This window comes from Pseudomonas sp. 910_21 (genome assembly GCF_052850735.1).
On record NZ_VXCY01000008.1, the window covers coordinates 207,023 to 232,917 of the forward strand.

Annotated in this window: 25 protein-coding genes, 1 other RNA gene and 1 pseudogene; 15 read left to right on the top strand and 12 right to left on the bottom strand. The window is 61.3% G+C overall.

Annotation, left to right across the window (positions count from 1 at the left end; genetic code table 11):
- Window positions 1-238 precede the first annotated feature (238 nt).
- From zipA to FW796_RS24400, 5 genes are all read left to right on the top strand, one after another.
- The gene (gene zipA, locus FW796_RS24380; RefSeq protein WP_123725813.1) at window positions 239-1,093 is read left to right on the top strand and encodes a cell division protein ZipA; all 855 of its coding nucleotides are present in this window, start codon (window positions 239-241) and stop codon (window positions 1,091-1,093) included.
- A gap of 108 nt (window positions 1,094-1,201) precedes the next feature.
- The gene (ligA, locus tag FW796_RS24385; protein WP_404938844.1) at window positions 1,202-3,574 is read left to right on the top strand and encodes an NAD-dependent DNA ligase LigA; all 2,373 of its coding nucleotides are present in this window, start codon (window positions 1,202-1,204) and stop codon (window positions 3,572-3,574) included.
- A gap of 117 nt (window positions 3,575-3,691) precedes the next feature.
- Window positions 3,692-4,858 (top strand): zinc-binding metallopeptidase family protein, encoded by a 1,167-nt coding sequence (locus FW796_RS24390; protein WP_404938846.1) that lies wholly within the window; start codon window positions 3,692-3,694, stop codon window positions 4,856-4,858.
- Between the two features lie 141 nt (window positions 4,859-4,999).
- Window positions 5,000-5,096, top strand: an RNA gene (gene ffs / locus FW796_RS24395) — signal recognition particle sRNA small type.
- Window positions 5,097-5,297: 201 nt separating this feature from the next.
- On the top strand, window positions 5,298-5,801 hold the full coding sequence (locus FW796_RS24400) for a GrpB family protein (protein WP_346631822.1): 504 nt from the start codon (window positions 5,298-5,300) through the stop codon (window positions 5,799-5,801).
- 10 nt (window positions 5,802-5,811) lie between these two features.
- On the opposite strand, the gene FW796_RS24405 is transcribed toward FW796_RS24400, so the two are convergent.
- The 3 genes from FW796_RS24405 to FW796_RS24415 all read right to left on the bottom strand — a co-directional run bounded on the left by FW796_RS24405 (window position 5,812) and on the right by FW796_RS24415 (window position 8,176).
- A complete protein-coding gene (locus FW796_RS24405) occupies window positions 5,812-6,630 on the bottom strand; it encodes a helix-turn-helix transcriptional regulator (RefSeq protein ID WP_446440184.1) in 819 nt (272 codons plus the stop codon).
- Between the two features lie 5 nt (window positions 6,631-6,635).
- A complete protein-coding gene (locus tag FW796_RS24410) occupies window positions 6,636-7,187 on the bottom strand; it encodes a kinase inhibitor (RefSeq protein ID WP_346631820.1) in 552 nt (183 codons plus the stop codon).
- A gap of 122 nt (window positions 7,188-7,309) precedes the next feature.
- Window positions 7,310-8,176, bottom strand: coding sequence for a LysR family transcriptional regulator (locus FW796_RS24415; RefSeq protein WP_346631819.1), 867 nt, complete (start codon window positions 8,174-8,176; stop codon window positions 7,310-7,312).
- A 100-nt stretch (window positions 8,177-8,276) separates the two neighbouring features.
- On the opposite strand from FW796_RS24415, the gene FW796_RS24420 reads away from it, so the two are divergent.
- Window positions 8,277-9,203: a DMT family transporter gene (locus FW796_RS24420; protein WP_446440185.1), complete on the top strand. Its 927-nt coding sequence runs from the start codon at window positions 8,277-8,279 to the stop codon at window positions 9,201-9,203.
- A gap of 43 nt (window positions 9,204-9,246) precedes the next feature.
- On the opposite strand, the gene FW796_RS24425 is transcribed toward FW796_RS24420, so the two are convergent.
- The 3 genes from FW796_RS24425 to FW796_RS24435 form a co-directional block, all read right to left on the bottom strand.
- Window positions 9,247-10,140 carry a DUF2167 domain-containing protein gene (locus FW796_RS24425; RefSeq protein WP_346631817.1) on the bottom strand — a complete coding sequence of 298 codons (894 nt, stop codon included), beginning with the start codon at window positions 10,138-10,140 and terminating at the stop codon, window positions 9,247-9,249.
- A gap of 137 nt (window positions 10,141-10,277) precedes the next feature.
- Window positions 10,278-10,649 (bottom strand): VOC family protein, encoded by a 372-nt coding sequence (locus tag FW796_RS24430; protein WP_446440186.1) that lies wholly within the window; start codon window positions 10,647-10,649, stop codon window positions 10,278-10,280.
- A 146-nt stretch (window positions 10,650-10,795) separates the two neighbouring features.
- Window positions 10,796-11,110, bottom strand: a complete 315-nt coding sequence (locus FW796_RS24435) for a helix-turn-helix domain-containing protein (RefSeq protein WP_011060220.1) — start codon at window positions 11,108-11,110, stop codon at window positions 10,796-10,798.
- A gap of 444 nt (window positions 11,111-11,554) precedes the next feature.
- Here FW796_RS24435 and FW796_RS24440 point away from each other — a divergent pair.
- From FW796_RS24440 to FW796_RS24450, 3 genes and pseudogenes are all read left to right on the top strand, one after another.
- Window positions 11,555-11,836: pseudogene (locus FW796_RS24440) on the top strand (PAS domain-containing protein); the annotation flags it as partial.
- 174 nt (window positions 11,837-12,010) lie between these two features.
- Window positions 12,011-13,120 (top strand): methyl-accepting chemotaxis protein, encoded by a 1,110-nt coding sequence (locus tag FW796_RS24445; protein ID WP_446440217.1) that lies wholly within the window; start codon window positions 12,011-12,013, stop codon window positions 13,118-13,120.
- Between the two features lie 18 nt (window positions 13,121-13,138).
- Complete coding sequence (locus tag FW796_RS24450) at window positions 13,139-14,857, top strand: putative bifunctional diguanylate cyclase/phosphodiesterase (protein ID WP_346631814.1); 1,719 nt, start codon at window positions 13,139-13,141, stop codon at window positions 14,855-14,857.
- Here FW796_RS24450 and FW796_RS24455 read toward each other — a convergent pair.
- Window positions 14,830-15,600: a substrate-binding periplasmic protein gene (locus tag FW796_RS24455; RefSeq protein WP_346631813.1), complete on the bottom strand. Its 771-nt coding sequence runs from the start codon at window positions 15,598-15,600 to the stop codon at window positions 14,830-14,832. The two genes, FW796_RS24450 and FW796_RS24455, sit on opposite strands and share 28 nt — an antisense overlap.
- Window positions 15,601-15,739: 139 nt before the next feature.
- On the opposite strand from FW796_RS24455, the gene dnaX reads away from it, so the two are divergent.
- From dnaX to FW796_RS24480, 5 genes are all read left to right on the top strand, one after another.
- A complete protein-coding gene (gene dnaX, locus FW796_RS24460; RefSeq protein WP_346631812.1) occupies window positions 15,740-17,839 on the top strand; it encodes a DNA polymerase III subunit gamma/tau in 2,100 nt (699 codons plus the stop codon).
- 66 nt (window positions 17,840-17,905) lie between these two features.
- On the top strand, window positions 17,906-18,244 hold the full coding sequence (locus tag FW796_RS24465) for a YbaB/EbfC family nucleoid-associated protein (protein WP_015634779.1): 339 nt from the start codon (window positions 17,906-17,908) through the stop codon (window positions 18,242-18,244).
- Window positions 18,245-18,454: 210 nt separating this feature from the next.
- On the top strand, window positions 18,455-19,498 hold the full coding sequence (locus FW796_RS24470) for an NADP-dependent oxidoreductase (protein ID WP_404938854.1): 1,044 nt from the start codon (window positions 18,455-18,457) through the stop codon (window positions 19,496-19,498).
- Window positions 19,499-19,555: 57 nt separating this feature from the next.
- Window positions 19,556-20,158, top strand: coding sequence for a recombination mediator RecR (gene recR / locus FW796_RS24475; protein WP_346631810.1), 603 nt, complete (start codon window positions 19,556-19,558; stop codon window positions 20,156-20,158).
- A gap of 102 nt (window positions 20,159-20,260) precedes the next feature.
- Window positions 20,261-21,409, top strand: coding sequence for an acyl-CoA dehydrogenase family protein (locus FW796_RS24480; protein WP_346631809.1), 1,149 nt, complete (start codon window positions 20,261-20,263; stop codon window positions 21,407-21,409).
- A 33-nt stretch (window positions 21,410-21,442) separates the two neighbouring features.
- On the opposite strand, the gene FW796_RS24485 is transcribed toward FW796_RS24480, so the two are convergent.
- Window positions 21,443-21,991 carry an adenine phosphoribosyltransferase gene (locus FW796_RS24485; RefSeq protein ID WP_346631808.1) on the bottom strand — a complete coding sequence of 183 codons (549 nt, stop codon included), beginning with the start codon at window positions 21,989-21,991 and terminating at the stop codon, window positions 21,443-21,445.
- 81 nt (window positions 21,992-22,072) lie between these two features.
- A complete protein-coding gene (fnrA, locus tag FW796_RS24490) occupies window positions 22,073-22,807 on the bottom strand; it encodes a Crp/Fnr family transcriptional regulator FnrA (protein ID WP_011060230.1) in 735 nt (244 codons plus the stop codon).
- 153 nt (window positions 22,808-22,960) lie between these two features.
- Between fnrA and FW796_RS24495 the strand changes: the two genes are divergently transcribed.
- On the top strand, window positions 22,961-23,440 hold the full coding sequence (locus FW796_RS24495; RefSeq protein WP_346631807.1) for a hypothetical protein: 480 nt from the start codon (window positions 22,961-22,963) through the stop codon (window positions 23,438-23,440).
- Here the strand turns inward: FW796_RS24495 and hemN are convergent.
- The 3 genes from hemN to ccoS form a co-directional block, all read right to left on the bottom strand.
- Complete coding sequence (gene hemN, locus FW796_RS24500) at window positions 23,437-24,819, bottom strand: oxygen-independent coproporphyrinogen III oxidase (RefSeq protein WP_346631806.1); 1,383 nt, start codon at window positions 24,817-24,819, stop codon at window positions 23,437-23,439. The genes FW796_RS24495 and hemN overlap by 4 nt on opposite strands.
- Window positions 24,820-24,967: 148 nt before the next feature.
- Window positions 24,968-25,651 (bottom strand): sulfite exporter TauE/SafE family protein, encoded by a 684-nt coding sequence (locus FW796_RS24505; RefSeq protein WP_123725831.1) that lies wholly within the window; start codon window positions 25,649-25,651, stop codon window positions 24,968-24,970.
- A complete protein-coding gene (gene ccoS, locus FW796_RS24510) occupies window positions 25,644-25,874 on the bottom strand; it encodes a cbb3-type cytochrome oxidase assembly protein CcoS (protein WP_346631805.1) in 231 nt (76 codons plus the stop codon). The genes FW796_RS24505 and ccoS overlap by 8 nt, the downstream gene beginning before the upstream one ends.
- Between the last annotated feature and the right edge of the window lie 21 nt (window positions 25,875-25,895).

The window sequence follows — 25,895 nt, forward strand, 5'->3', positions numbered from 1 at the left end:
CTGTTGGAGGGCAATTCAGGGGATTTTTCCCATTACCAAGCTGGCCAATCGACATATTGGCCGTAACCGTTGCGACAGACGGTGTAAAGTTGCCTTTGGTCGTGCTAGTTTAATGTCAATTTTTCCTATGCGTGGGCAAAACGCCATTCAGAACATAGAGTTGGCGCCACGTTTTAAAGCGGTTTACAGATTGTAAACCCCTTATTTTTCAGCATTTTTTATAGAGGCACGGGATTACATGGAAATCGGTCTGCGCGAGTGGCTGATCGTCATCGGCATTATTGTTATCGCCGGTATTCTTTTTGATGGCTGGCGGCGTATGCGCGGCGGCAAGGGGAAGTTGAAGTTCCGTCTTGATCGAAGTCTTTCCAATCTGCCGGATGATGAAGGCAGTGCCGAACTTCTGGGGCCGCCTCGGGTGCTGGATACTCATAAAGAACCGCAACTGGACGAGCACGATCTGCCGTCAGTCAGCATGCCTGCCCGCGAGCCCCGGGAAAGTTCTTCATCCAAGCGCGGCAAGCGCGGTGGCGAGCCTCATCAGGGCGACCTCAATCTGGACCTGGATCTGGATAGCGGCCCAAGCTTCAGTAGCCGCGACGATGACTTCCCGGCGGATGAAGGCAAGGCCGCCGGTCACAGTGACAAGGAACAGCCGCAAGCCGAAGAAGTCCTGGTGATCAGTGTGATCTGCCGCGACAGCGCCGGTTTCAAAGGCCCGGCACTGTTGCAGAACATCCTTGAAAGCGGCCTGCGTTTTGGCGAGATGGATATCTTCCACCGCCACGAAAGCATGGCAGGCAATGGCGAAGTGCTTTTCTCCATGGCCAATGCGGTCAAACCCGGTGTGTTCGATCTGGATGATATCGATCACTTCAGCACTCCGGCGGTGAGCTTCTTCCTCGGCTTGCCTGGCCCGCGTCACCCGAAGCAAGCCTTCGACGTGATGGTGGCGGCGGCGCGCAAGCTGTCCCAGGAGCTCAACGGCGAACTCAAGGACGACCAGCGCAGCGTGCTGACTGCCCAGACCATCGAGCACTACCGTCAGCGTATCGTCGAATTCGAACGCCGTGCTCTGACCCAAAAGCGCTAAGCTTCCACAGTCAGCTCCTCTCGCAGGAGCTGGCTTGCCAGCGAAGCCCTTGCCCCCATCTTCAGATCGAGCAGCCTAGGCTGCTCTTTTGCTTTATGAGAGAACCCCATGACCGCCGCTGAAACCCGCATTCTTGAGCTGCGCGCTGAGCTGGACCAACACAACTACCGTTACCACGTACTGGACGAGCCGAGCATTCCGGACGTCGAGTACGACCGCTTGTACCACGAGCTCAAGGCCCTGGAGGCCGAGCACCCGGAGCTGGTGACCAGCGATTCGCCTACCCAGCGTGTGGGCAGCGCGGCGCTCTCGGCCTTCACTCAGGTGCGCCATGAAATCCCCATGCTCAGCCTGGGCAACGCCTTCGAAGAAGTCGACATGCGCGAGTTTGATCGTCGAGTCAACGAAGGCCTGGACCTGCCGGCGGGCGATCTGTTCGGTGGTGGCGCGGCGGTGGAGTACAGCTGCGAGCCCAAGCTCGACGGCCTGGCGGTCAGCCTGCTGTATCAGGACGGCGTATTGGTCCGGGGCGCCACCCGTGGCGATGGCACCACCGGCGAAGACATCAGTGTCAACGTGCGTACCGTGCGCAATATTCCGCTCAAGCTGCAAGGCAGCGGCTGGCCGGCGACCCTGGAAGTGCGCGGCGAAGTCTTCATGTCCAAGGCTGGTTTCGAGCGCCTGAACGCGGCGCAACTCGAGGCGGGTGGCAAGACCTTTGCCAACCCGCGCAACGCCGCGGCGGGTAGCCTGCGCCAGCTGGACTCGAAGATCACTGCCAGCCGGCCGCTGGAGTTCTGCTGCTACGGCCTGGGCCAGGTCACTGCCGACATTGCCGACACCCATATCGGCAACCTGGAGCAACTCAAGCAGTGGGGCATGCCCATCAGTCGAGAGCTACGCCTGGCCAAAGGGGTTGACGAATGCCTGGACTATTACCGTGAGATCGGCGAGCGACGCAACGCGCTGCCCTATGAGATCGACGGTGTGGTGTTCAAGGTCAACAGCATCGCCTCTCAGCGTGAACTGGGCTTCCGTGCCCGGGAGCCGCGTTGGGCCATTGCCCATAAATTCCCGGCCATGGAAGAACTCACCGAGTTGCTGGATGTGGAATTCCAGGTTGGCCGCACCGGCGCCGTGACGCCTGTGGCACGCCTGAAGCCAGTCAAGGTGGCGGGAGTCACTGTGTCCAACGCCACCTTGCATAACATGGATGAGGTGGCGCGCCTGGGGCTGATGATCGGCGACACCGTGATCATCCGCCGCGCCGGTGACGTGATTCCGCAAGTGGTGCAAGTGGTGGTTGAGCGCCGCCCCGAAAACGCTCGGCCGGTGCAGATTCCGCAAAGCTGCCCGGTCTGTGGCTCTCATGTCGAGCGCACGCAACTGGTCAAGCGCAGCAAGGGCCGGGAAACCGTCAGCGAAGGCGCGGTGTATCGCTGCGTCGGTCGTCTGGCCTGCGGTGCCCAGCTCAAGCAGGCGATCATCCACTTCGTTTCCCGTCGCGCCATGGACATCGAAGGCCTGGGGGACAAGACCATCGAGCAACTGGTGGACGAAAAGCTCATCGCTTCGCCCGCGGATCTCTATCAGCTCAAGTACGAGCAGATCATCGACCTGGAAGGTTTTGCCGAGGTTTCCAGCAACAAGCTGCTCAAGGCTATCGAAGACAGCAAGCGTCCAGCTTTGGCTCGCTTCATCTATGCCTTGGGTATTCCTGACGTAGGCGAGGAAACCGCCAAGGTCCTGGCCCGTTCCCTGGGAACCCTGGAGCGGGTCCAGCAGGCTTTGCCCCAGGTGCTGACCTACCTGCCGGATGTGGGGTTGGAAGTGGCTCATGAGATTCACAGTTTCTTCGAAGACAGCCATAACCAGGATGTGATTGGTGCCTTGCTGGCCGCGGATCAATGCGGCCTGGTGTTGCAGGATCAGGGCGAGCTGGGGGCGGAGTTCGCCGCCAGTACCACGCTGGGCGGCATGCTCGACAAGCTCAATATCCCCTCGGTGGGGCCGGGTGCGGCGCAGAAACTGGCGGACAAGTTCGGCTCCCTGCAGGGCGTGATTGCGGCAGACTGGCTGGATATGCGCCAGGCCCTGCCGGAGAAGCAGGCCAAGTCGGTGCGGGAGTTCTTCGACATCCCGGCCAATGCTCGGTTGGCCCAGGCCATCGAGGAGCAGCTCAAGGCCTTTGGCATGCATTGGCAGAGCGAGAAGAAGGTGGTCGAAGGCCTACCCCTGGCTGGCAAGACCTGGGTGCTCACCGGCTCCCTGGAGTTGATGAGTCGCGATGTGGCCAAGGAAAAGCTGGAGAGCCTGGGCGCCAAGGTAGCGGGGTCCGTTTCGGCGAAAACCCACTGCGTCGTCGCGGGCCCCGGAGCCGGTTCCAAGCTGGCCAAGGCCAATGAGTTGGGGCTCAAGGTCCTGGATGAAGCGGCCTTTGTTGCCTTCCTCGGCGACCACGGCATCCCCGTCCCCGCGTGATCCTTGGAGCCGGCTGGGCAGTGATGGTTTCGCCAGCAAGCCGGCTCCTGACTGGCCGAGGGAACGATGAGGCAGCCAGGATGATCTAGTCTTGGCAAGCCCCAGGGAGGATGCGCCATGTACCGTTTCTTCGAGCAGCTCAGTTCCCGGATCGCCGCGCCCTTCGTCGGTGACCGCTCACGCAACAGCAAACTCTGGTCATGCCGCTGTGGGCAGTCGCTGTTCTTTCGCAACAGCCAGTGCCTGGCGTGCTCGGCCTTGCTCGGTTACGCGCCGCAACTGGGCTGTCTGTCGTCCCTGCAGCCGGGACCCGCTGTTGGGACCTGGGTGTTGGATGCCGAGCCTGAGGCGGGTGCCTTCAAGCGCTGCGCCAACCTCGATACTCCCGCGGCTTGTAACTGGCTGCTGCCGGCCCACCTGACCGACACCCTGTGCGTAGCCTGCAACCTTAACCGCACCATCCCCGACTTGTCCGTCCCGGAGAATCCGGAGCGCTGGCGCAAAGTGGAAATTGCCAAGCGCCGCCTGGTAGCACAGCTGATTGCCCTCGGCCTGCAAGTGATCCCCAAGAGCGACGACGAAGAACGGGGCCTGGCTTTCGACTTCATTGGTGTCGATCTTGAGGGCAGGGCGCCGATTACCGGACACGCCAATGGCCTGGTCACCCTGGACATCAAGGAAGCCGATGACGCCCATCGCGAGCGGGTACGGGCACAGATGCATGAGCCTTACCGCACCCTGCTTGGGCACTTCCGTCATGAGGTAGGGCATTACTACTGGGATCGGCTGATTGCCAATAGCCCCTGGCTGGAGTCGTTTCGCAGCCTGTTCGGCGACGAGCGCTATAGCTACGCTGAGGCTCTGGAGCGGCACTATCAGAAGGGCGCACCAAACGGCTGGCAACACAGCCACGTCAGCGCCTACGCCACCATGCACCCCTGGGAGGATTGGGCGGAAACCTGGGCTCACTACCTGCACATGATGGACGCGGTGGACACCGCCCTGGGCTTTGGCATGAGTGCCCGCGACGTCGATCTCGACTACCAGCCGTTTCCCCTGAGCAGCCTGTACGACCCGCAGCACCCTGGCGGCCCGGCGTTCCTGGCCTTCGTCAACGCCTGGATCGAACTGGCGGGGATGCTCAACGAACTGTCCCGCAGCATGGGCCAGCCGGATTTCTATCCCTTCATCCTGCCGCCGGCGGTGATTGCCAAGCTGCATTTCATCCACTTGGTGATCCAGCAAGAAGGTGGCCGCGCCGACGAAGTGCTGTCCCTGGACTGAGCCTCTCCGTACGGTCGGCGGACCACATCCAAGTGCTTGAAGCTCATCGGATTTTTTAATCTGCAACGAGCGGTTGTAAGTTCAACTCAGATAGGTACAATGGCGCGGCTCGCCGTCAGGTGAGCGTCGTTATGGTGACCCCATCGGTCCCCCCGCAACGATTACCCGTGAACCTGGTCAGAGCCGGAAGGCAGCAGCCACAGCGGGAACATTGTGTGCCGGGGTGTGGCTGGTGGGGTTGCCTCCATAACGCCTCTCGTTGGTCCTCAACGAGATTGATCAAAACTCTTAAAGCACTTGAAAATCTTCGAACTCGCGCAGTATTTCTGTTGGCGTGTTTTTTGTCGTGCGCCCGGTTTCTGGCTCGCGAATCCCTTGTCCAGTCAGCCCGTGCGGTTCGTTCCTGGAATATCCAACGCCTTTGCATCAAGGAGTGGTCATGGCGCTTACCAGTAAGATTTCCCTCTATGACGATCAGTGGCCTGCGGCATTCAGAGCTGAGAAGGAGCGCATAGCCAAAGGTTTCAGTTGCGAACTGATGGATGTACATCACGTGGGCAGCACTGCTGTTCCCGGGTTGGCGGCCAAGCCGGAAATCGATCTGCTGGTCGTGGTTGCAGAACACCGAGATGAACTGGCGCGCAATGCCTTCATGGTCACTTTGGGTTATGTCCGAGGCAGTAACCTTAGCCAGGGACATCATTTTTATCGTCGTGATGTCGATGGCGTGCGCACCCACAAAGTGCATGTCTGTCTCTCGGGTCATGAGCAGATCGAGCGCATGCTGCATTTTCGCGACCTGCTGCGCCAGGACGGCGATCTGCGTCAGCAATACCAAAACCTGAAGCTTGAGCTTGAAGCTCGCAATCGCGAGGGCATTGGCGAGTATCTCGCGCAAAAGGCTCCCTTCATCGATGCGGTGATGGATGGCCTGTCGCGGTGAGGCGCGCTGGCTAGATCGCTGCCCGCAGCGCTCGGGGCGAAAGCCCGTAATGCTTGCGAAAGCGCACCGCAAAGCGTGAAGCCGAGGCGTAGCCGCTGGCTGCGGCGATTTCACCGATGGGACGTGGCGTGGTTTGCAGCCACTGCAGGGCCAGGCCCAGCCTGACGTTCTCGAGGATGTTGCTGAAGCTGTTGTCCTCGTGCGCCAGCTGGCGGCGCAATGTGGAAGCCCCGAGGTTCAAGCGCTCGGCAACGCAGGCTACCGTCCAGTCCCGCGCCGGGTTGCTCATGAGTATCTGTTGCACCCGTTCGCACAGTGGGTCGTGACGATCCAGCAACAACGGACCAATCCAGCCGCCAAGGGCCAGGGCTAGCAGCACCGCTTCGCCGTAGTGGCTGCGCAGGGCATCCGGTGCATTGCTGGCAATGCATTCCAGCAGGTTGTCCCAGGCCAGGGCGGTGTGCCGCTCCAGGGGGACGCAGAGGTCCGCGCCGCTGCGCCCGGGACGGGTAATGATCTGCTGGTGGTAGCGCAGGCTGAACGCCCGCAAGGCCGAGGCAGGAAAGGTCACGACATCGGCGATGTAGTGACCTTGCGCGCCCGGATAGTTGCTGATGCCCACTTCGCGTCCCGCCGGTAGCAGGATCAGGTGCTGGCCGCCCACGCGCATTTCGCGGTCGTCCCAGTTCATGCGTTTCTCGCCCTGGCGCACTCGGCACAGAGCGCTGACGAAAATCGGTACCCGTTGCAGGGCATGGGCTTGCCGGGCGCGGATGATGCAGGTGTCGATACGGCTTTCATGATGCTGCAGGCCGGCAGGGGCGTTCATCGTTACTAGCGTCCGTAAGTAGCGGTCAGTGTGGTCTTGGCCAGGGCGTTGGCGTTGAGCATGTAGCCCACCAATGCGCCGCTGGCCTGGGCATCGACGGGCAGTTTATCCACCTTCAATGCCCAGACGGTGAACTGATAACGATGCGGTTTATCGCCCGTTGGCGGGCAGGCGCCGCCAAAGCCGGGTTGGCCGTAATCGGTACGACCCTGGATGGCGCCGGGTGGCAGTTGCTCGCCTTTGGCACTGCCGGCGCCCCTGGGCAATTGCTGAGTGGAAGCCGGGAGGTTGACCAGGGTCCAGTGCCACCAGCCGCTGCCGGTGGGGGCGTCCGGATCATAAACAGTGATGGCAAAGCTTTTGGTGCCCGGTGGGGCATTTTTCCAGGACAGTTCGGGAGAGGTGTTGCCGCCTTCGCAGCCAAAGCCCTGGAACACTTCACCAGGGCTCAAGGGTTGGCCGTCGCTGATGTCTTGACTGCTGATGCTGAACTCGGCGGCGTGAGCGCCAAGGCTCAGACCCAAGGAAAGCGCGCTGAGTAAAAGTCGGTTTTTCATGAGGGGCTCGTCTGGGTGTTGGTGATGAAAGACGAGTTTATTGGCAGGCAGAATCCGCTGTTGTGCCGGGGCGCTCGTGCATTGTGCCGAAACGCTCGCTGGCTTGCCGAGGAGGGGCGTCGTCATGCCCCCAACTGTTCCCGTAACAGCTGGGCAAACGCATCCCGCGCACTGTGTCGCTGCACGTCCTGGTGCCAGACAAAGCGGTTGTCCACTGGCAGCAGGTCGCTGAAACGCTGCACGTTCAGGGTCGCCGACTGTGAATAGCGCTCCAGCACGCCTTCCGGTATTAGCGAGACGCCGGCACCCACACTGACGCAGCCGATAATGGTGCCCCAACTGGCATACCCGGTAATGGGCAGGTTCAGGCCGTGCCTGGCCAGCCAGTTTTCCAGGGCGCGGCGATAAGGGCAGCCCGGTGGCCACATGAACAGATTTTGCCCCTGCAAATCGCTTGCGTTGCGGATGGGGGCGGTGCCTGCACTGGAAATCAGTACCAGCGGCTCGTGGTAGAGCACGGTTTGCTGCAGCTTTGTCGGCAAGGTGTCGATGGCCACCAGGGCGCCGTCGATACGCTGGTGTTGCAGTTCTTCAAAGAGTTGCGACCAGGTGCCGGTCACCAGTTCCACGTTCACTTGGGGATAGCGTCGGTGGTATTGCGCCAGCAGCGGTGGCAAACGGCCGCCGGCGCAGGATTCGATCGAGCCCAGGCGCAGCAACCCGCTGGGCTCCGCCTGGCTGTCCACGGCGCGTTTGGCTTCGTCGACCAGGGCCAGGATGCGCTCACTGTAGCCGAGGAATATGTCCCCGGCCGGGCTGATCTTCAGGCCGCGTCCGACCCGGGTGAACAGCGGGGTACCGAGCTCGTTCTCCAGCTGCTTGAGGCGGTTGGTGATGTTGGAGGGCACGCAATGCAATTGCTCGGCCGCGCGGGCAATGCTGCCGGTGCGAGCCACGGCTTTCACCATCTTCAGTTGGGTCAGTTCCATTGCTCATTTCCAGTGAGGAATGGCCTCAGTATCGGTTAGTTGTGGTGAGTTGTGGAGGGCGAGAGACTGGGTTTCTTCTCTCTGTCTGGATGCCTGTGTCGTGAAGCGCTTACCTGGGTTCAAGCTATTGCTGGCTACCGCTGCGGTCATTCTGTGCTGGGCCTATTCGCCGGTGGGCATCCATATTGGCCTTGAGGGCTACAGTCCTGGGCATCTGGCGCTGTTGCGTTTCCTGATCGCTTCGCTGTTCATGGCGGCAATGGCAGTGCTGTTGAAAATATCCCTGCCGCGTTGGCGTGATCTGCCCTGGCTGCTGGTGCTGGGGTTCTTTGCCATCGCCCTGCATCACGTCAGCCTCAACTATGGTCAGCAGGGCTTGAGTGCCGGAGCGTCCAGCGTGCTGGCGCAGTCGGCGCCGATCTTCAGCACGCTGATCGCCTTCTTCTGGCTCAAGGAGCCGGTCAGTGGTTGGCGCTGGGGCTGCGTGCTGGCGGGTTTGCTTGGGGCGGTGCTGGTGGTTGCCGCCGACAAGGGGCTGGGATCGATCGAGCCGCGTGGATTGCTGGTGTTGTTGGCGGCGTTTTCCTGGGGCTTGTACTTCGTTTTGCAGCGGCGCTTTTCCGGGCGCTACGGAGTGTTGACCACGGTGTGCTACATGGTTTGGGGCGGCACGTTGCTGTTGTCGGTGTATGCGCCCGGGTTACCCGAGGCGGTGGCACAGGCGTCGTGGCGGGTGAATCTGGCGGTGTTGTTGCTGGGGCTGTTTCCCAGTGCTCTGGCGTATCTGGCCTGGGCTTACGTGTTGGCGCGGGTGGAGGTCAGCCGGGCATCGATCGCGATGTATCTGATTCCGCCGGTGGCGATGCTGCTGGCTGCGATGGTCCTTGCAGAGAGGGTGCAATCTTCTGTGGTGCTGGGGGCGGCCGTGGTGCTGGGCAGTGTGATGGCCATGCAATTGGAAGGACGTTGGCGGCTGCGGACATCGCCTGAGAAAGAGTGTGATGTGCAGGTGAAACAGGGTGGTTGATGAGCTGCAACACCCCGTCATGCAGGGGCGTTGCAGCTTGCAGTCAGCCTTTCTTCTTGAACAGCCGGCCGGCGAACGCGGCAAGGGCGAGCACGCCTATGACAATGAACTTCTTGCCGGCCAGGAGCAGTACCCCCAGCTTGGCGAACAAGCCAGCCTTGCTGGCCAGGCCTCCGGCCACCAGAGCGGCCAGGCCATAGGACGCCAGTTTGTCGGTGCTGGGGTTGTAGTCGGCGTAGCGGTTGCCGTCGGTGAAGTTGGTGAAGGCCAGGACCTTGGGAATCTCGCGTTTGATAGTTGCCAGGTCGTCCATGGAAGCGACTGCGTTGAGTTCCAGCACGCCTTCGCGTCCCAGCACGCGGATGCTGTAGTTCAAGGTGTTGCTCTGGGCGCCTTCGGCCTTGAGTTCGCGGGCCCAGTACATCTTGTGGGATTGCGCGTCATAGCTTGGCTGTTCGGCCCAGCCCAGCAGGTGGATGGCGCCGTAGCCCTGTTCCTTGCGTTGCTTATTGTCTTCCTCGTCCGCTTCCTGCATTTGCTTGAGCAGGTCCTGGTAATCGATTTTCGCCGCGTCGTCGTCGGAAATGTGGCCGTCATTCTTGTAGCTGATGATTACGCCCCAGCCTTCGGCGGACAGCGGGCTGACTGCGCTGGGCACGATCATGCCCAAGGTGGTGAAGCCGGGCGGGTTGCCCCAGCCTTCGGTCAGCAGCTTCTCGGTGTCCTTGGGATTGAGGTAGTAGAACTCCTGGCTCAGGTCGAGGCTGGCGATATCCCCGGGTAGCTTGACGTTACCGTGGCGTGGGGAGAGCGAGGCGAGAAACTGTTCGGCGGTCTGGGATTCGGCGTCTTTGCTCTCGTTCGGCGTGGCAGCAAAGGCAAGGAGTGGCGTGGCGCAGAGGACGGCCATCGCCATGAGGAGGCGCAGGTACTTCATCGTATTCCCTTACAAATTGTGACAAGTCGGCGGGGAGGATAACGATGAGTGTCGGGGCGCTCAATGAGACGTTTCTATTAATTTTCCGTCTGGGGCGAGGAAGGCGCCGGTATCGGCGCCTCTGCTGGGTCATGGGCTCAGTCGACAGTGAGATAGAGCACGCGCAAGCGATGCCCGTCCGGATCAAGGGCGAGCAGGGTGTAGCCGAAATCCATCTGGGTGGGGGGCTGGGCGATGGTCATGTCCAGGGCATGCCAGTGGTGATGCAGTTCGTCCACGGCTTCTCGACTGTCCACGGCCCAGCCCAGTTCGCCGCCACCACCGGTTGCCTGGGCGCTCGGTTCAACCGTGTGGCGGGACCAGAGGCCGAGCTTGATCCCCGAATCGAGGATGAACAGGGCAAAGGTCGGCGATGACTCCACCGGTGGCTTGTCCAGCAGGCGACTGTAGAACTCCGCGCTGGCGGTCGGGCTGTCCACATAAAGCAGGAAGTAGGTGTTAGTGATCATGACGACTCCAGGGTCCTTTGGGCTGTGTTGTGGGCACAAGCTTATGGGCTGGGTCTGTCAGTTCCTGTCAGGAGTCGTGGATTAAAAAAGAGGCCAACTTATCAGGGTTGATAAGCGTGCCTCTTCTCGTTGATTTGTTGCGGGGCTCAAGGCTTGGACAAGGCCTGGTCTACCGCTGCTATCAGCTTTCCCAGATCCTTCGGGGTGGCTTTGTGAATGACACCGAACAAATAAGCCCGCTGTTCCTCTTCGTCGCCCAGATCGGCGAAGAAGGCTTTCAGCTTCACTCCCAGTACTTCGGCTAGCAGAAATAGAGCTTCAACGCTGGGGGTGTAGGTGCCGGTTTCGAAGCGGCTGATGGTTTTTGGGTCAAAACCGGTTTTTTCACCTAGTTCAGCCTGAGTAAGCCCCGCTACCTTTCGATAACGCTTGATGGCTGCACCCAAACTTGAAATTTGCATCGCTCAATTCCCATTTAGAATCAAGAACTTAACGATAAATATTGGCATTAGACAACACCATGGTTCATCACCTTGCTTTGCAAAATGTGATGCATTTCGTAGAATCGGCGCTTCGGACAGGTATTTGGTGATCTAGTTTCAGAAGGCAGGTTTATGAAACAAGAAATCATTGCATTTCCCTTGTTCACCTAAACCGAGGACTTGGCAGAGGCCCGACCGTCTCGTAAATCCCGCCAACGTTCCGTCCGCCGTCCCCACCTGACGCCTTATCTGATCCTAGTTGATCTTCGTCGAATCGATGGTCAACTGCCGCGCAAACCGCTGTACGGCTGCAATCAGGGCGAACCTTTCGATTGAGTCGTGCCGCCAGGAAAGTACGTCGCGAATCAAGCTGTTGCCGGCCTCCCGGTACTGTTGATCGCAGGCTGTCTATGGAGTTCTAAAGTGCGTCTCAATTTGCCGGTCACCTCTGTTGAGCAGACCTTTCCCGACCAGCAGCGGCTCATATCCGCCACCGATACCAACAGCCACATCACCTACTGCAATGCCGAGTTTGCCGCGATGAGTGGTTTCAGCCAGGCCGAGCTGATCGGCAGCACCCATAATCTGGTGCGCCACCCGGACATGCCGGCAGCGGTGTTCGAGTCGATGTGGGGGTATCTCAAGGCGGGACAGAGCTGGATGGGTGTGGTGAAGAACCGCTGCAAAAACGGCAATTTCTACTGGGTCAGCGCCTATGTCACGCCCATCCTCGAAGAGGGGCGACTGGTGGGTTATGAGTCGGTGCGGGTGAAGCCGACCCGGGAGCAAGTGAACCGCGCTGAAATCCTCTACGCGCGATTGCGCGCCGACAAGGCACCGGTCTCGGCCTGGCGGCGCCTGGAGGCTGCAGCCAGGCCATTGCTATTGCCGGTGGCGGTGGCGGTGGGTTGCCTGGCGGCATTCACCTGGCTGCCGACGTTGGTGGCCCAGGGACTGACGGTCACGGGATTCGTGGCTGTCGGGCTGCTGGCCCAGCGCCGCTTGGGGCAGCAGCTCAAGCAGATTGTGCGTAGCACTGCGAACACCTTTGCCGATCCGATCTGTGCCCTGGCTTACAGCGACGCACTGGGGCCAGCGGCGCAGTTGCAACTGATTCTGCTCAGTGAAGAGGCGCGGCTGAAAACCGCCTTGACCCGCCTCAGCGACCTGGCCCGACAGATGGCAACGGCGGCCGCCGACTCCAGCCAGCTGTCCAGCCGTACTGAGTCGGCGCTACTGGAGCAGCGAGCGGAGACCGATATGACGGCCGCCGCCATGACCCAGATGGCCGCTTCGATCACCGAGGTTGCCGAACACGTACAGCACACCGCCAGCGAGGCCCACACAGCCAACCTGCTGGCCCAGCAGGGCAGTCAGGTGGCGGGCACTTCCCGTGACGCCATCCAGTTGCTGGCCCGCACTGTTACCCAGATCAACCAGGCGGTGGGCGATCTGGCCGGGCAGACCCAGGACATCATGGTGGCGGCGAGCATGATCCAGGCGATTGCCGACCAGACCAACCTGCTGGCCTTGAACGCAGCCATCGAAGCCGCTCGCGCCGGTGAGCAGGGGCGCGGGTTTGCCGTGGTGGCCGACGAGGTGCGCGCCTTGGCCGGCAAGACCCGTGAGTCCACCCAGCAGATCCAGGGGATCATCCAAAGCCTGCGGGCCGGTGCCGACGAGGCGGTGCAGATCGCCAGCCTCGGCATCGAGGAGGCCGAGCAAGGGGTGCAACAGGTCTTGCAGGCGCAGCAGGCGTTGCAGGGCATAGGCGCGGCGGTGGAGCGCATCACCGACATGAGCCAGCAGATGGCTGCGGCGTCCCAGGAGCAGTCCCATGTAGCGGAATCGGTTTCCGAACAGATCAACAGTGTCGCCGCCACGGTGCAGCGCACTGCCGAGAATGCCAGCGCTGGCGTGGTTCGCGGCGCGGAGCTGGAAAACATCTCTTCCGGGCTACGTGCCTTGGTCGAGCGGTTCAACCGCTAGCGACAGTGAGTTCGACTCATGGATGAGAAATACCGCAGGGCCGTCGATGCTGCCGCCATCTTCTCCGAGACAGATCTCGGCGGTTGCATCACCTATGTCAACGACCTGTTCTGCCAGGTATCGGGCTACAGCCGTGAAGAGTTGATCGGAGCCAACCACCGGATGCTCAGTTCGGGACTACACCCTCCGGAGTTCTTTACCGAGCTGTGGCAGACCATCGTCCAGGGCAGGGTGTGGAAGGGGGAGATCTGCAACCGTGCCAAGGATGGCAGCCTGTACTGGGTCGACAGCACCATGGTGCCCCTGGTGGACCAGCGTTCCGGCAAGGTGATGCGCTACGTGTCGATCCGCTTCGATGTCAGTGAGAAGCGCCAGTTGCTGCACTCGCTGCAATGGCGCGTTGGGCATGACGTGCTCACTGGTCTGCCCAATCGAGCCTTCCTTTCCGATTTGCTGCATCAGGCCCTGGATTTCTCCCGCCAGGAGAATATCCCCCTGGCGGTATGCATGCTCGATCTGGACGGCTTCAAGGCGGTCAATGATGGCTACGGTCACGCCTGTGGCGACCTGCTGCTGGTGGAAGTGGCTGCGCGCCTGCGTTCGATCATCAGGGGCGAGGATGTAGTGGCGCGCCTGGCCGGGGACGAGTTCGTGCTGATCCTGCGTTACGTACGGGACATGCTGGAGCTGCGTGCTGCGCTGCAGCGGGTGTTGGCGAGCATTTCCCAGCCGTATTCGATCCAGGGCAAGGACATCAATGTCTTTGCCAGCATTGGAGTGACTCTGTTTCCCACCGATAACCATGATGCCGATACCTTGTTGCGCCACGCCGACCAGGCGATGTACGTGGCCAAGCAAAGCGGGCGCAACCGCTTCCACCTGTTCGATGTTCTGCGTGATCGCGAAGTGATGGTCACCTACCAGACGGTAGAGCACGTGCGCCAGGCGCTGAACAGCGGCGAGCTGCATCTGTATTTCCAGCCCAAGGTCAACATGCGCAGCGGCGCGGTGGTGGGGTTCGAGGCGATGTTGCGCTGGCAGCACCCGCAGCGCGGGATGTTGGGTTCCCAGGACTTCCTGCCTCAGGTGGAGGAGACCGACCTGATCGTCGACATCGGCGAGTGGGTCATGGATCAGGTGATGAGCCAACTGCAACGCTGGCAGGCGGCGGGCCATGTCTGGCCGGTGAGCCTGAACGTCGCGGCCCGGCATTTCCAGCGCACGGATTTTGTCGAGCGGCTCAAGGGGATGCTCGATCGCTACCCGGATGTGTCACCGGTCTTGCTGGATCTGGAGATCGTCGAGTCGGTGGCCATCGACAATATCCAGCGTGTCAGCGATTGCCTCGATGCCTGTCAGGGCTTTGGTGTGCAGTTCTCCCTGGGGGATTTCGGCACTGGGCATTCGTCCCTCAGCTACCTCAAGCGTCTGCGTACCCAGACCATCAAGATCGATCGATTGTTTGTCCGCGACATGCTTCACGACCAGGATGATCAGGCCCTGATCCAGGCTCTGGTCGGGCTGGCCCGGGCGTTTGGCCGCCAAGTAGTGGCGGAAGGCCTGGAAAGCCTGGCCCATGGGGAGCGATTGATGGCCCTCGGGTGTGAGGTGGCTCAGGGGGATTTCATTGCTGCGCCCATGCCCGCCGACGCCGTGCTGGAGTGGGTCAGCAGTTTCGAGCCGCCGCTGCCGTGGCGGTGCGGCACGCTTCAGGGCGAGGCGGTGTCGGAGGCCTGAGCGCCGGTCTGCGGGTCGACGTAGCGCTGGACGATGGCATCGATCTCGCCGGACATCTTCATCTTCAGCAGGGTCCGCAGAATCCGCTGGGCCGGTACTGCAGGGTCATTGCGCACATAGCAGCCCACGGCTTGTTCCTGCAGCAGCGCGACGCGGTGCAAGGGTTTGCTGGAGGCCTGGGTCTTGTTGAACCAGTCAAGGGTCCACTGGCTGGCGACTGCGTACTGGTAGCGTCCTATCTGAAGCTTTTGCAGGACTTGCTCCTCGTTGCGGGCATCGTCACGAATCAACCGGGCGCTCTCGAACAGGGGTTGCAGTGACGTGTAGGTGTAGCTCAGTACGGTGCCGATGTGCTGAGTGGGCAACTCCTGCGGATTGATCGGCTCATGATGGTAGCGATCGCTGACCAGCAGGTTGCGTTGCACGAACAGCGGCACGCTCCACAGGTAATCCCCGGACAGGTTCGGTAGCCAGGCCTGGGCGGCGAAGCAGCGCACATCGACTTCGCCCTGGGCCATGGCGTTCTGCACCCGGGCGCGGGCCAGGACGTGGAACTCGGCGCGGGTGCCCATATGTCGGGCGAGGCTGTTCATGGTGTCGTAAAGGATGCCGGCGGTGGGCTGCTCGCCATCGACCTCGATGGTCGGCATGGCCCAGCTGTCGGCGATGACAAAGCGTAAAGGCGCTTCGGCGGCTTCCAGGCTGGTGCTCAGGAGTAGCAGGGCGCCCCAGGTCAAACGCATACGGTCTCCCACGGTTCAAACGGCCGAGCAATCCTTTGCAAAATGCAGCTTAGACAGATTAGACGAGCGCGCCGGATGCAATTTCGCCCTTGCTCCGCTAGCATTACCGGCTTCCGCTTTCCAGTTGCGACGGTTTTCGATGAGTTATCAGGTTCTTGCACGTAAATGGCGTCCGCGCTCGTTCCGCGAAATGGTCGGCCAGACCCATGTGCTCAAGGCTCTGATCAATGCCTTGGACAGCCAGCGGCTGCACCACGCCTATCTGTTTACCGGCACCCGCGGGGTGGGCAAGACCACCATCGCGCGGATCATTGCCAAATGTCTGAATTGTGAAACAGGCATCACTTCCACACCGTGCGGCACCTGCTCGGTGTGCTGCGAGATCGATGAAGGGCGCTTCGTCGACCTGATCGAGATCGACGCCGCTAGCCGGACCAAGGTCGAGGACACCCGTGAATTGCTGGATAACGTGCAATACGCACCGAGTCGCGGACGCTTCAAGGTCTACCTGATCGACGAAGTGCACATGCTCTCCAGTCACTCGTTCAACGCCTTGCTCAAGACCCTCGAAGAGCCGCCACCCTACGTCAAGTTCATCCTCGCAACCACCGACCCGCAGAAGCTGCCGGCGACCATTTTGTCCCGTTGCCTGCAGTTCTCCCTGAAGAACATGACGCCCGAACGGGTGGTCGAGCACCTGAGTCATGTGCTGGGTGTGGAGAACGTGCCGTTCGAAGACGACGCATTGTGGCTGCTGGGCCGTGCCGCCGACGGATCGATGCGTGACGCCATGAGTCTGACTGACCAGGCCATTGCTTTCGGTGAAGGCAAGGTCATGGCCGCCGATGTGCGAGCGATGCTCGGCACCCTTGATCACGGCCAGGTCTATGACGTTCTCCATGCGTTGATCAATGGTGACGCCAAGGCGTTGCTGGAGGCTGTGCGCCATCTGGCGGAGCAGGGCCCGGACTGGAACGGCGTGCTCTCGGAAATTCTCAACGTGCTGCACCGGGTGGCGATTGCCCAGGCATTGCCCGAAGGGGTCGACAACGGTCATGGCGATCGTGACCGGGTACTGGCCCTGGCCCAGGCGCTGCCGGCCGAAGACGTACAGTTTTATTACCAGATGGGCCTGATCGGCCGTCGCGATCTGCCATTGGCTCCGGACCCGCGGGGGGGCTTCGAAATGGTCTTGCTGCGGATGCTGGCCTTCCGTCCGGCGGACACCGCGGATGCGCCGAGACAGCCGCTAAAGCCAGTGGGGATCAGCCAGGCCACAGTTGATTCCGCCCAAGCCGTGGCGGTACCAGCACCTGCTGTGCCTGTGGCTCCCGTTACTCCGATTGCCAGCGCGCCGGTCGCACCGGCAGCGATTCCCGCTCCGCCGGTTGCGCCTGTACCTGTCGCCCCGCCGGTTGCCGAAGCGGTTGCCGTCGAAGCGGTTGACGTCGAGCCTGGGCCGGTGGCCGCCGAGGAGGTGGTCGACCTGCCTTGGAACGATCCGGTAGCGCCGCAGATCGAGCAGCAACCAGCTGTTGAACCGGTGCTGGAAGTGGTGGCCGAACAGCCCGAGCTGACGCCAATGCCAACTCCAACGCCCGACAGTGTGGTGCCGGATGCGCCGGAGTGGGTCAGTGCGCCGGTGCCTGAGCCGAGTGTCGCCGAGGTCGAGGCTGCCACCCCGGGCATCGATCTGGATGACGAGCCGCCCCTGGACGAGGACTACATCGAGCCGGACATGGACTCGGCCTACAGCTATCTTGACGAGCTGGCCAGTGAGCACGCCGCCGATCCGGCCCCGGAACCCGAGCCGGAACCCGCGGCCAAGCCGGCCACCGGCCTGGCCCTGGAATGGCTGCAGCTGTTCCCGAAACTACCGATCTCCGGCATGACTGGCAGCATCGCCGCCAACTGCACCCTGATGGCCGTAGAGGGCGACAACTGGCTGTTGCACCTGGACCCGGCCCACAGCGCGCTGTTCAACGCCACTCAGCAGCGCCGGCTCAATGACGCGCTGAACCAGTACCACGGACGTACCCTGACCCTGGCCATCGAGCTGATCAAGCCCGAGCAGGAAACCCCGGCCCAGGCGGCTTCACGGCGCCGGGCCGACCGTCAGCGCGAGGCGGAGGAGTCGATTCACGGCGATCCGTTCATCCAGCAGATGGTCCAGGAGTTCGGTGCCGTGGTGCGCCAGGATACTATTGAACCTGTCGAGGCCCTGGCCGCTCAGGGTTGATCACTTAAAGGGCGTCGGGCCATGGGCCGGGCGCTGTTTCAATCCCCGTACTTTGAGGTAATTCCCATGATGAAAGGTGGCATGGCCGGCCTGATGAAGCAGGCACAGCAGATGCAGGAAAAAATGGCCAAGATGCAGGAAGAACTGGCCAACGCCGAAGTCACCGGCAAGGCCGGCGGCGACATGGTCACTGTGGTCATGACCGGTCGTCACGACATCAAGCGTGTGAGCATCGACCCGAGCCTGCTGGAAGGCGTCAGCGAAGATGACCGTGAAGTGCTGGAAGATCTGTTTGCGGCGGCGGTCAATGATGCCGTGCGCAAGATCGAGTCCAACAGCCAGGAAAAAATGTCCGGCATGACTGCCGGCATGCAACTGCCTCCAGGCATGAAACTGCCGTTCTGATTCGCCCGGGCGTTTCGGATGGACGTAAAAAAGCCAGGCCTTGAGCCTGGCTTTTTTTATCCTGTCGATAAGCACTGCGCTGTTCGCATGAGCCGGCTTGCCGGCGAAGGCCGCCCCCCGATCTCTCTGCAGAAACATCGAACGCCACGGCCCTCTCAGGGTCTGCACCCTATACAGTCCTATCCAACCCTCGATACAGGAGTGTCTGTGATGCCGCAAACATTGACCCTCAACCAGCGTGTGGTGCTGGTCTCTCGTCCCCAGGGTGCACCGGTCCCTGAGAACTTCCGCCTGGAGCGGGTCGCCTTGCCGGAACTGGCGGACGGCCAGGTCCTGCTGAAGACCCTCTACCTGTCCCTGGACCCCTACATGCGTGGCCGCATGAGCGACGCACCGTCCTACGCCGCACCGGTGGAAATCAATGAAGTCATGACCGGTGGCGCAGTGAGTCGGGTCGAACGTTCGCTGAATCCGAAGTTCCAGGAAGGCGATCTGGTGGTGGGGGCCACTGGCTGGCAGAGCCACTGCATCAGTGATGGCCGTAACCTGATTCCCGTGCCTTCCGGCCTGCCCAGCCCCTCCATGGCCTTGGGCGTGCTGGGCATGCCCGGGATGACCGCCTACATGGGGCTGATGGACATCGGTCAGCCCAAGGCCGGGGAAACCCTGGTGGTGGCTGCGGCGTCCGGAGCTGTGGGCTCTGTTGTGGGGCAAGTGGCCAAGCTCAAGGGGTTGCGGGTGGTGGGTGTGGCCGGCGGTGCGGACAAGTGCCGTTACGTGGTCGAGGAATTGGGTTTCGACGCCTGCATCGATCACAAGAGCGCCAGTTTTGCCGATGAACTGGCCCAGGCCTGCTTCAAGGGTGTGGATATCTACTTCGAGAACGTCGGTGGCAAGGTGTTCGATGCCGTTCTGCCGTTGCTCAATCCCAAGGCGCGCATTCCTCTGTGCGGGCTGATCGCCCAGTACAACGCCCAAGAGCTGCCGCCGGGTCCGGACCGCCTGCCGCTGTTGCAGCGCACCATGCTGACCAAGCGGGTGCGGATTCAGGGCTTTATCGTTTTTGACGACTATGGCGACCGGCATCCAGAGTTCATCAAGGCCATGGCGCCCTGGGTGCGCGAAGGCAAGGTCAAGTTCAAGGAGGATGTGGTCGAAGGCCTGGAGCAGGCGCCTGAAGCCTTCATCGGCCTGCTGGAAGGGCGCAACTTCGGCAAGCTGGTGGTCAAGGTTGCCGCGCACGCGAGTATTTGACGCTACCCTGAGGCGCGGGTATAAACCGCGTCTCGTTGTTTTGTCGGACCTTTGCTCATGAGCTTCAGCCCCCTGATTCGCCAACTGATCGATGCCCTGCGCACCTTGCCGGGCGTGGGTCAGAAAACCGCCCAGCGCATGGCCTTGCAGCTGCTTGAACGTGATCGCAGTGGCGGTTTGCGCCTGGCCCAGGCCCTGAGCCAGGCCATGGAAGGGGTGGGCCATTGCCGTCAATGCCGGACCCTGACTGAAGACGAGTTGTGCCCGCAGTGCGCCGATCCTCGCCGTGACGACAGCTTGTTGTGTGTGGTGGAAGGGCCGATGGATGTCTACGCGGTGGAGCAGACCGGTTACCGCGGTCGCTACTTCGTGCTCAAGGGGCATCTTTCACCTTTGGATGGCCTGGGCCCGGAAGCCATCGGCATCCCTCAGTTACTGACGCGGATTGAAGAGCAGGGCAGCTTTACCGAGGTCATCCTGGCCACCAACCCCACGGTGGAAGGTGAGGCCACGGCCCATTACATTGCCCAGTTGCTGACCAACAAAGGCCTGATCACCTCGCGTATCGCCCACGGCGTGCCCCTGGGTGGCGAGCTGGAGCTGGTGGATGGTGGCACCCTGGCCCATTCTTTCGCCGGCCGCAAACCCATAGCGCTATAAGGCGGTAGGAGCCGGCTTGCCGGCGAAAGACGCGTCACACATCTTCTTGAAAACCAAGCAAGCGCTTGGTAAGTTTCCTCGACCCTTCAGAGGATCTTGCCGATGTCTGCCTGCCAGGAATACTTCGACCCCAGCCACCAGTTGGTCCGTGACAGCGTGCGACGTTTCGTCGAACGGGAAATCCTCCCCGAGATCGATCAGTGGGAGGAGGTTGAAAGCTTCCCCCGCGAGCTGTATCTCAAGGCCGGTGCTGCAGGGATTCTGGGTATCGGTTATCCCGAAGCGCTGGGGGGCAGTCACGAAGGTGACCTGTTTGCCAAGATCGCCGCCAGTGAAGAGCTGATGCGCAGCGGTTCCGGTGGCCTGGTAGCGGGGCTGGGCTCCCTGGATATCGGCCTGCCGCCCATCGTCAAATGGGCCCGTCCCGAGGTGCGGGACCGAGTGGCGCCCCAAGTGCTGTCCGGAGAGAAAATCTGCGCTCTGGCGGTGACCGAGCCCGGGGGCGGCTCGGACGTGGCCAATCTGCAGACACGCGCTGTGCGCGACGGCGATCATTATCGGGTCAGCGGCAGCAAGACCTTTATCACCAGCGGCGTACGCGCCGATTTCTATACCGTTGCGGTGCGTACCGGTGAGTCCGGTTACGGCGGTATCAGCTTGCTGCTGATCGAAAAGGGCGCGCCGGGCTTCACTATCGGTCGACAGCTGAAAAAGATGGGTTGGTGGGCCTCGGACACTGCCGAGTTGTTCTTCGACGATTGCCGGGTGCCGGTGGGCAACCTGATCGGCGCCGAGAACATGGGCTTTGCCTGCATCATGGGCAATTTCCAGAGCGAGCGCCTGGCCCTGGCGCTGATGGCCAACATGACCGCACAGATGGCCCTGGAGGAAAGCTTGAAGTGGGCTCGCGAGCGGGAGGCGTTCGGCAAGCCCATCGCCAAGTTCCAGGTGCTCAAGCATCGTCTGGCAGAGATGGCTACGGCTCTGGAGGTCTCGCGGGAGTTCACCTATCGCCAGGCGGCGAAGATGGCCGCCGGCAAGAGCGTGATCAAGGAGATTTCCATGGCCAAGAACTTTGCCACCGACACCGCTGACCGTATTACCCATGATGCGGTGCAGATACTCGGTGGCATGGGCTACATGCGCGAGAGCCTGGTGGAGCGCCTGTATCGCGACAACCGCATTCTCTCGATCGGTGGCGGCACCCGCGAGGTGATGAACGAAATCATCAGCAAGCAGATGGGCCTGTAGGAACCTGCTTGCCGATGAATACGCGGGTGGACTCTAGCGCTCAGTCAGCGAAAACTGCGTCAGGCAGAAGGTGGGTATGCCCATGTCTTGCAGCTTCTGCGAGCCGCCCAGTTCCGGCAGGTCGATGATGGCGGCGGCCTCGTAGATCTTCGCCCCCATGCGCCGTACCAGATTGGCCGCGGCAATCAGGGTGCCGCCGGTGGCAATCAGGTCATCGAACATCAGTACTGAATCGCCTTCGCACAGACTGTCGGCGTGGACTTCGAGGAAGGCTTCGCCGTATTCGGTCTGATAGCCCTCGGCGAGTACGTCCGCAGGCAGCTTGCCCTGTTTGCGAAACAGGATCAGCGGTTTATTCAGTTGGTAGGCGATGATTGAGCCGATCAGGAAACCCCGGGCGTCCATGGCACCGATGTGGCTGAAGTCTTCTTCGACATAACGCTGGGCGAAACTGTCGGCCACCAGGCGCAGGGCCCGGGGAGACTGGAACAGAGGGGTAATGTCGCGGAAGATCACGCCCGGTTTCGGGAAGTCGATGACGGGGCGGATCAGGGATTTGATGTCGAAGGAATCGAAGGCCATCTTCAGGTGTCCTGGCGGGCAAATAGGCCGCGCCAGTATACCCGCGACCGAGCGGCTTGGCTCAGTCGCCAGCGCTGTGGTTCAGCCTTCTACCGAGCCGCCGGCCAGGGCGCAGAGCTGGATCGGATCGAGGATGTGCACTTCCTTGCCTTCGGCGGCAATCAGTTCGTTCTGCTGGAAACGGGTGAATACCCGGGACACGGTTTCCACTGCCAGGCCCAGGTAGTTGCCAATTTCGTTGCGCGACATGCTCAAGCGGAACTGGTTGGCCGAAAAGCCCCGTGCGCGGAAACGCGCGGAGAGGTTGACCAGGAAGGTGGCGATGCGCTCGTCTGCGGTCTTTTTCGACAGCAGCAGCATCATCTGCTGATCGTCACGGATTTCACGGCTCATGACTCGCATCAATTGGCGGCGCAGTTGCGGCAGTTGCAGAGCCAGTTCGTCGAGGCGTTCGAAGGGGATCTCGCACACCGAGGTGGTTTCCAGGGCTTGTGCCGAAACCGGATGGCTTTCGGTATCCATGCCGGACAGCCCCACCAGCTCGCTGGGGAGGTGGAAGCCGGTGATCTGTTCTTCGCCGCTGTCACTGAGGCTGAAGGTTTTCAGGGCACCTGAACGCACGGCATACACCGAGTCGAAGCCGTCACCCTGACGGAACAGGAATTCGCCTTTTTTCAATGGGCGGCCACGTTTGACGATTTCGTCCAGCGCGTCCATGTCTTCCAAATTCAAGGAAAGTGGCAGGCACAGAGGGGCCAGGCTGCAATCCTTGCAATGGGCCTGGTTATGAGCGCGCAGTTTAACTGGCTCGGACATTCTAGAATCCTTGTGGGAAAACACACATAAGCCGTAAGGGTAACTCACGGGAGGAGGTTCCGGCCAGTCCGTGCCGTATTGACTGTTAGTCGTAAAGCATTCCTTTTATGAGTCGATAACCTGTTAACGAAAGTAACTTGGAGAGCTGCAACTATGTCCTCTGTTGGCGGTATTACTAATGGCAGCAACAACTTGCAGCTACTTTCCGAGACCTCGAAAGGCATTGATGACGATGAACTAAAGGGCTCTCCACTAGTTGCTGAATCTGTGGTCGGAGAGGGCGTCAAAGTGTCGCTGTCGGGTGTTGGACTACAGAAATCCTCCAGTGCTGCGGGCGATGACCGTGACATCGAGGAAAGCGGCCTGCCCGAAAATATTCAACAACTCCTCAAGATGATCAGAAAATTGCAACAACAGATTACTGAGAAGCTTGCCCGGCTTCAGGCGGTCATGGCCGACAAACGCCTGAGCCCGGAAGAGGCCAAGGCCCGGATCGGCAGCCTGCAGTCTGCCCTGGCGGCCCTGAACAGCGGTTTGCTGACGGCCAATGCCTCCCTGGCCAAGGCGATGAAAGAGGCAGGCCTGAGCCCCGAGCAGGTGATGAAAGCCGCTTCCCTGATCATGAAGTCCTAGATGACCCGGGAAAAACGCTGGCGATTCTGTTGGCCCAGATACGCATCGAAGATCATGCACACCGAACGCACCAACAGGCGTCCTGCCGGAAGTACGGTAATGGCCTCGGCGCTGAGTTGAATCAGGCCATCGTCGGCCATCTCCTGCAGGTCCGGCCATAGTTCGTTGAAGTAGCCGCGAAAGTCGATATTGAATGCCTTCTCTATATCTTCGAACTTAAGACTAAAGTTGCAGATCAGTTGTTGAATAACTTCACGGCGCAGACGGTCGTCGGCGTTGCATACCAGACCACGACTAGTGGCCAGTTGTGCGCCCGCCAAGGCATTTTGATACTGGGTCAAGTCACTGCTGTTCTGGCAGTAGAGATCGCCGATCTGGCTGATGGCCGATACTCCCAGCCCAATCAAGTCGCAATGGCCATGAGTGGTGTAACCCTGGAAGTTGCGTTGCAGGGTCGACTCTTCCTGAGCGATCGCCAGCTCGTCGTCGGGCAGGGCAAAGTGGTCCATGCCGATGTAGCGATAACCGGCTGCCGTCAACTGCTCGATGGTGCGTTGCAGCATCTCCAGTTTCTCTGCCGGAGCCGGCAGCTCATTGCCATTGATCCGCCGTTGCGGCATGAAGCGCTCGGGCAGATGGGCATAGTTGAAGACTGAGAGGCGATCCGGTTGCAGGCTGATCACTTCTTCCACGGTGCGGGCGAAGTGCTCTGGGGTCTGCTTGGGCAAGCCGTAGATCAGGTCGATGTTGATGGAGCGGAACTGCAGGGTGCGGGCCGCTTCGATCACGGCCCGGGTTTCCTCCAGGCTCTGCAGGCGATTGACCGCCCGTTGTACCGCCGGGTCCAGATCCTGCAGGCCAATGCTGACCCGATTGAAGCCCAGCTCCCGGAGCAGTCCCATGGTGGACCAGTCGGCTTCTCGGGGGTCGATCTCGATGCCGTAGTCCCCGGAGTCATCGTCCAGCAGGTTGAAGTGCTTGCGCAGCAGCGCCATCAGTTGGCGCAGCTCATCGTGATTGAGAAAGGTCGGGGTGCCGCCGCCGAAGTGCAGTTGCTCGACCCGCTGGTTGGGCGCCAGGTGGCAGGCAATCAGTTGCATCTCCTGTTCCAGGCGTTGCAGGTAGGGCAGGGCGCGGCTGCGATCCTTGGTGATGACCTTGTTGCAGGCGCAGTAGTAGCAGATGTTGGCGCAGAACGGGATGTGCACGTAAAGCGACAACGGACGCTGGGCCTTGCGGCTGTCGCGCAGGGCGTGCAGCAGATCGAAGGCGCCGACCTGGCTGTTGAATTGCACCGCGGTCGGATATGAGGTGTAGCGTGGTCCCGCCAGGTCATAGCGGCGGATCAGATCTGTGTCCCAACGAATGGCGTCGAGCATGCGGGAATTCCCCCGGATAGGCTGGCAGTGTTCGCGAGTCTAGGGGGTTAGGGCTGCGGCCATCTTGATTTGTATCAAGGGTGTTCGGGAGCCGCTGAGGTAGCGCCGACGGGGCGTACAAGCCCTGTAGCCGGGCCCTTTCCAGGGATCAGTGGCCCATCAGCCAGTGCTGATGAGGCCCCGGCAGGGTCCAGATGCCGAACAGCATGACCAACAGTCCTCCGGCCATGCGCACACTGCGACGGCGCAGCAGGGCGGTAACCCGTTCCGCCGCAAGACCAGTGGCCAACAGCACAGGCCAGGTGCCGAGGCCGAACGCCAGCATCAGCAGAGCGCTATCCAGGGCGTTGCCCTGGCTCGCCGACCACAGCAGGGTGCTGTACACCAAACCGCAAGGCAGCCAGCCCCAGAGCGCACCCAGGAGCAGTGCGCGAGGCAGGCTGGAAACCGGCAGCAGGCGGTTGGCGACTGGCTGGATATGCCGCCACAGGCCCCGTCCAAGGCCTTCGATACGGGTCAGGCCGCTCCACCAGCCGGCCAGGTACAGGCCCATGGCGATCAACAACAAGCCAGCTAGTACCCGCATGAACAGCGCCACCGGACTGCTGGCCACGGCCCAGCCAGCCAGACCCAGCAGCAGGCCGGCCAGGGCATAACTGAGGATGCGTCCGAGGTTGTAGGCCAGTAACAGTCGGAAACGCCGGCTGCGTTGGTCCTGGGGAATGGCCAGGGTCAGAGCGCCCATCAGCCCACCGCACATGCCCAGGCAATGCCCTCCACCCAGCAAGCCAAGGATCACCGCCGAAACCAGTAGGGGAGCCAGCTCAAGCATGGGGTGGTTCCGCTTTCTTGACCGGCTCGGCGTCGTTGTCTGTCTGGCCCTTGGCTTCGTCCACCGCTGCGGTGTGGCTAGGGTCCTGATCGTCGAATAGGATGCTGTGGGCCGGGCCGTCGAGGTCGTCGTACTGACCGCTGTCGACGGCCCAGAAGAAGATGTAGATGGCGATGGCCACGATCAGCAGGGCGGCCGGAATCATCACATAAAGAGCTGGCATCTGGACTCCAGGCCCGGCGGC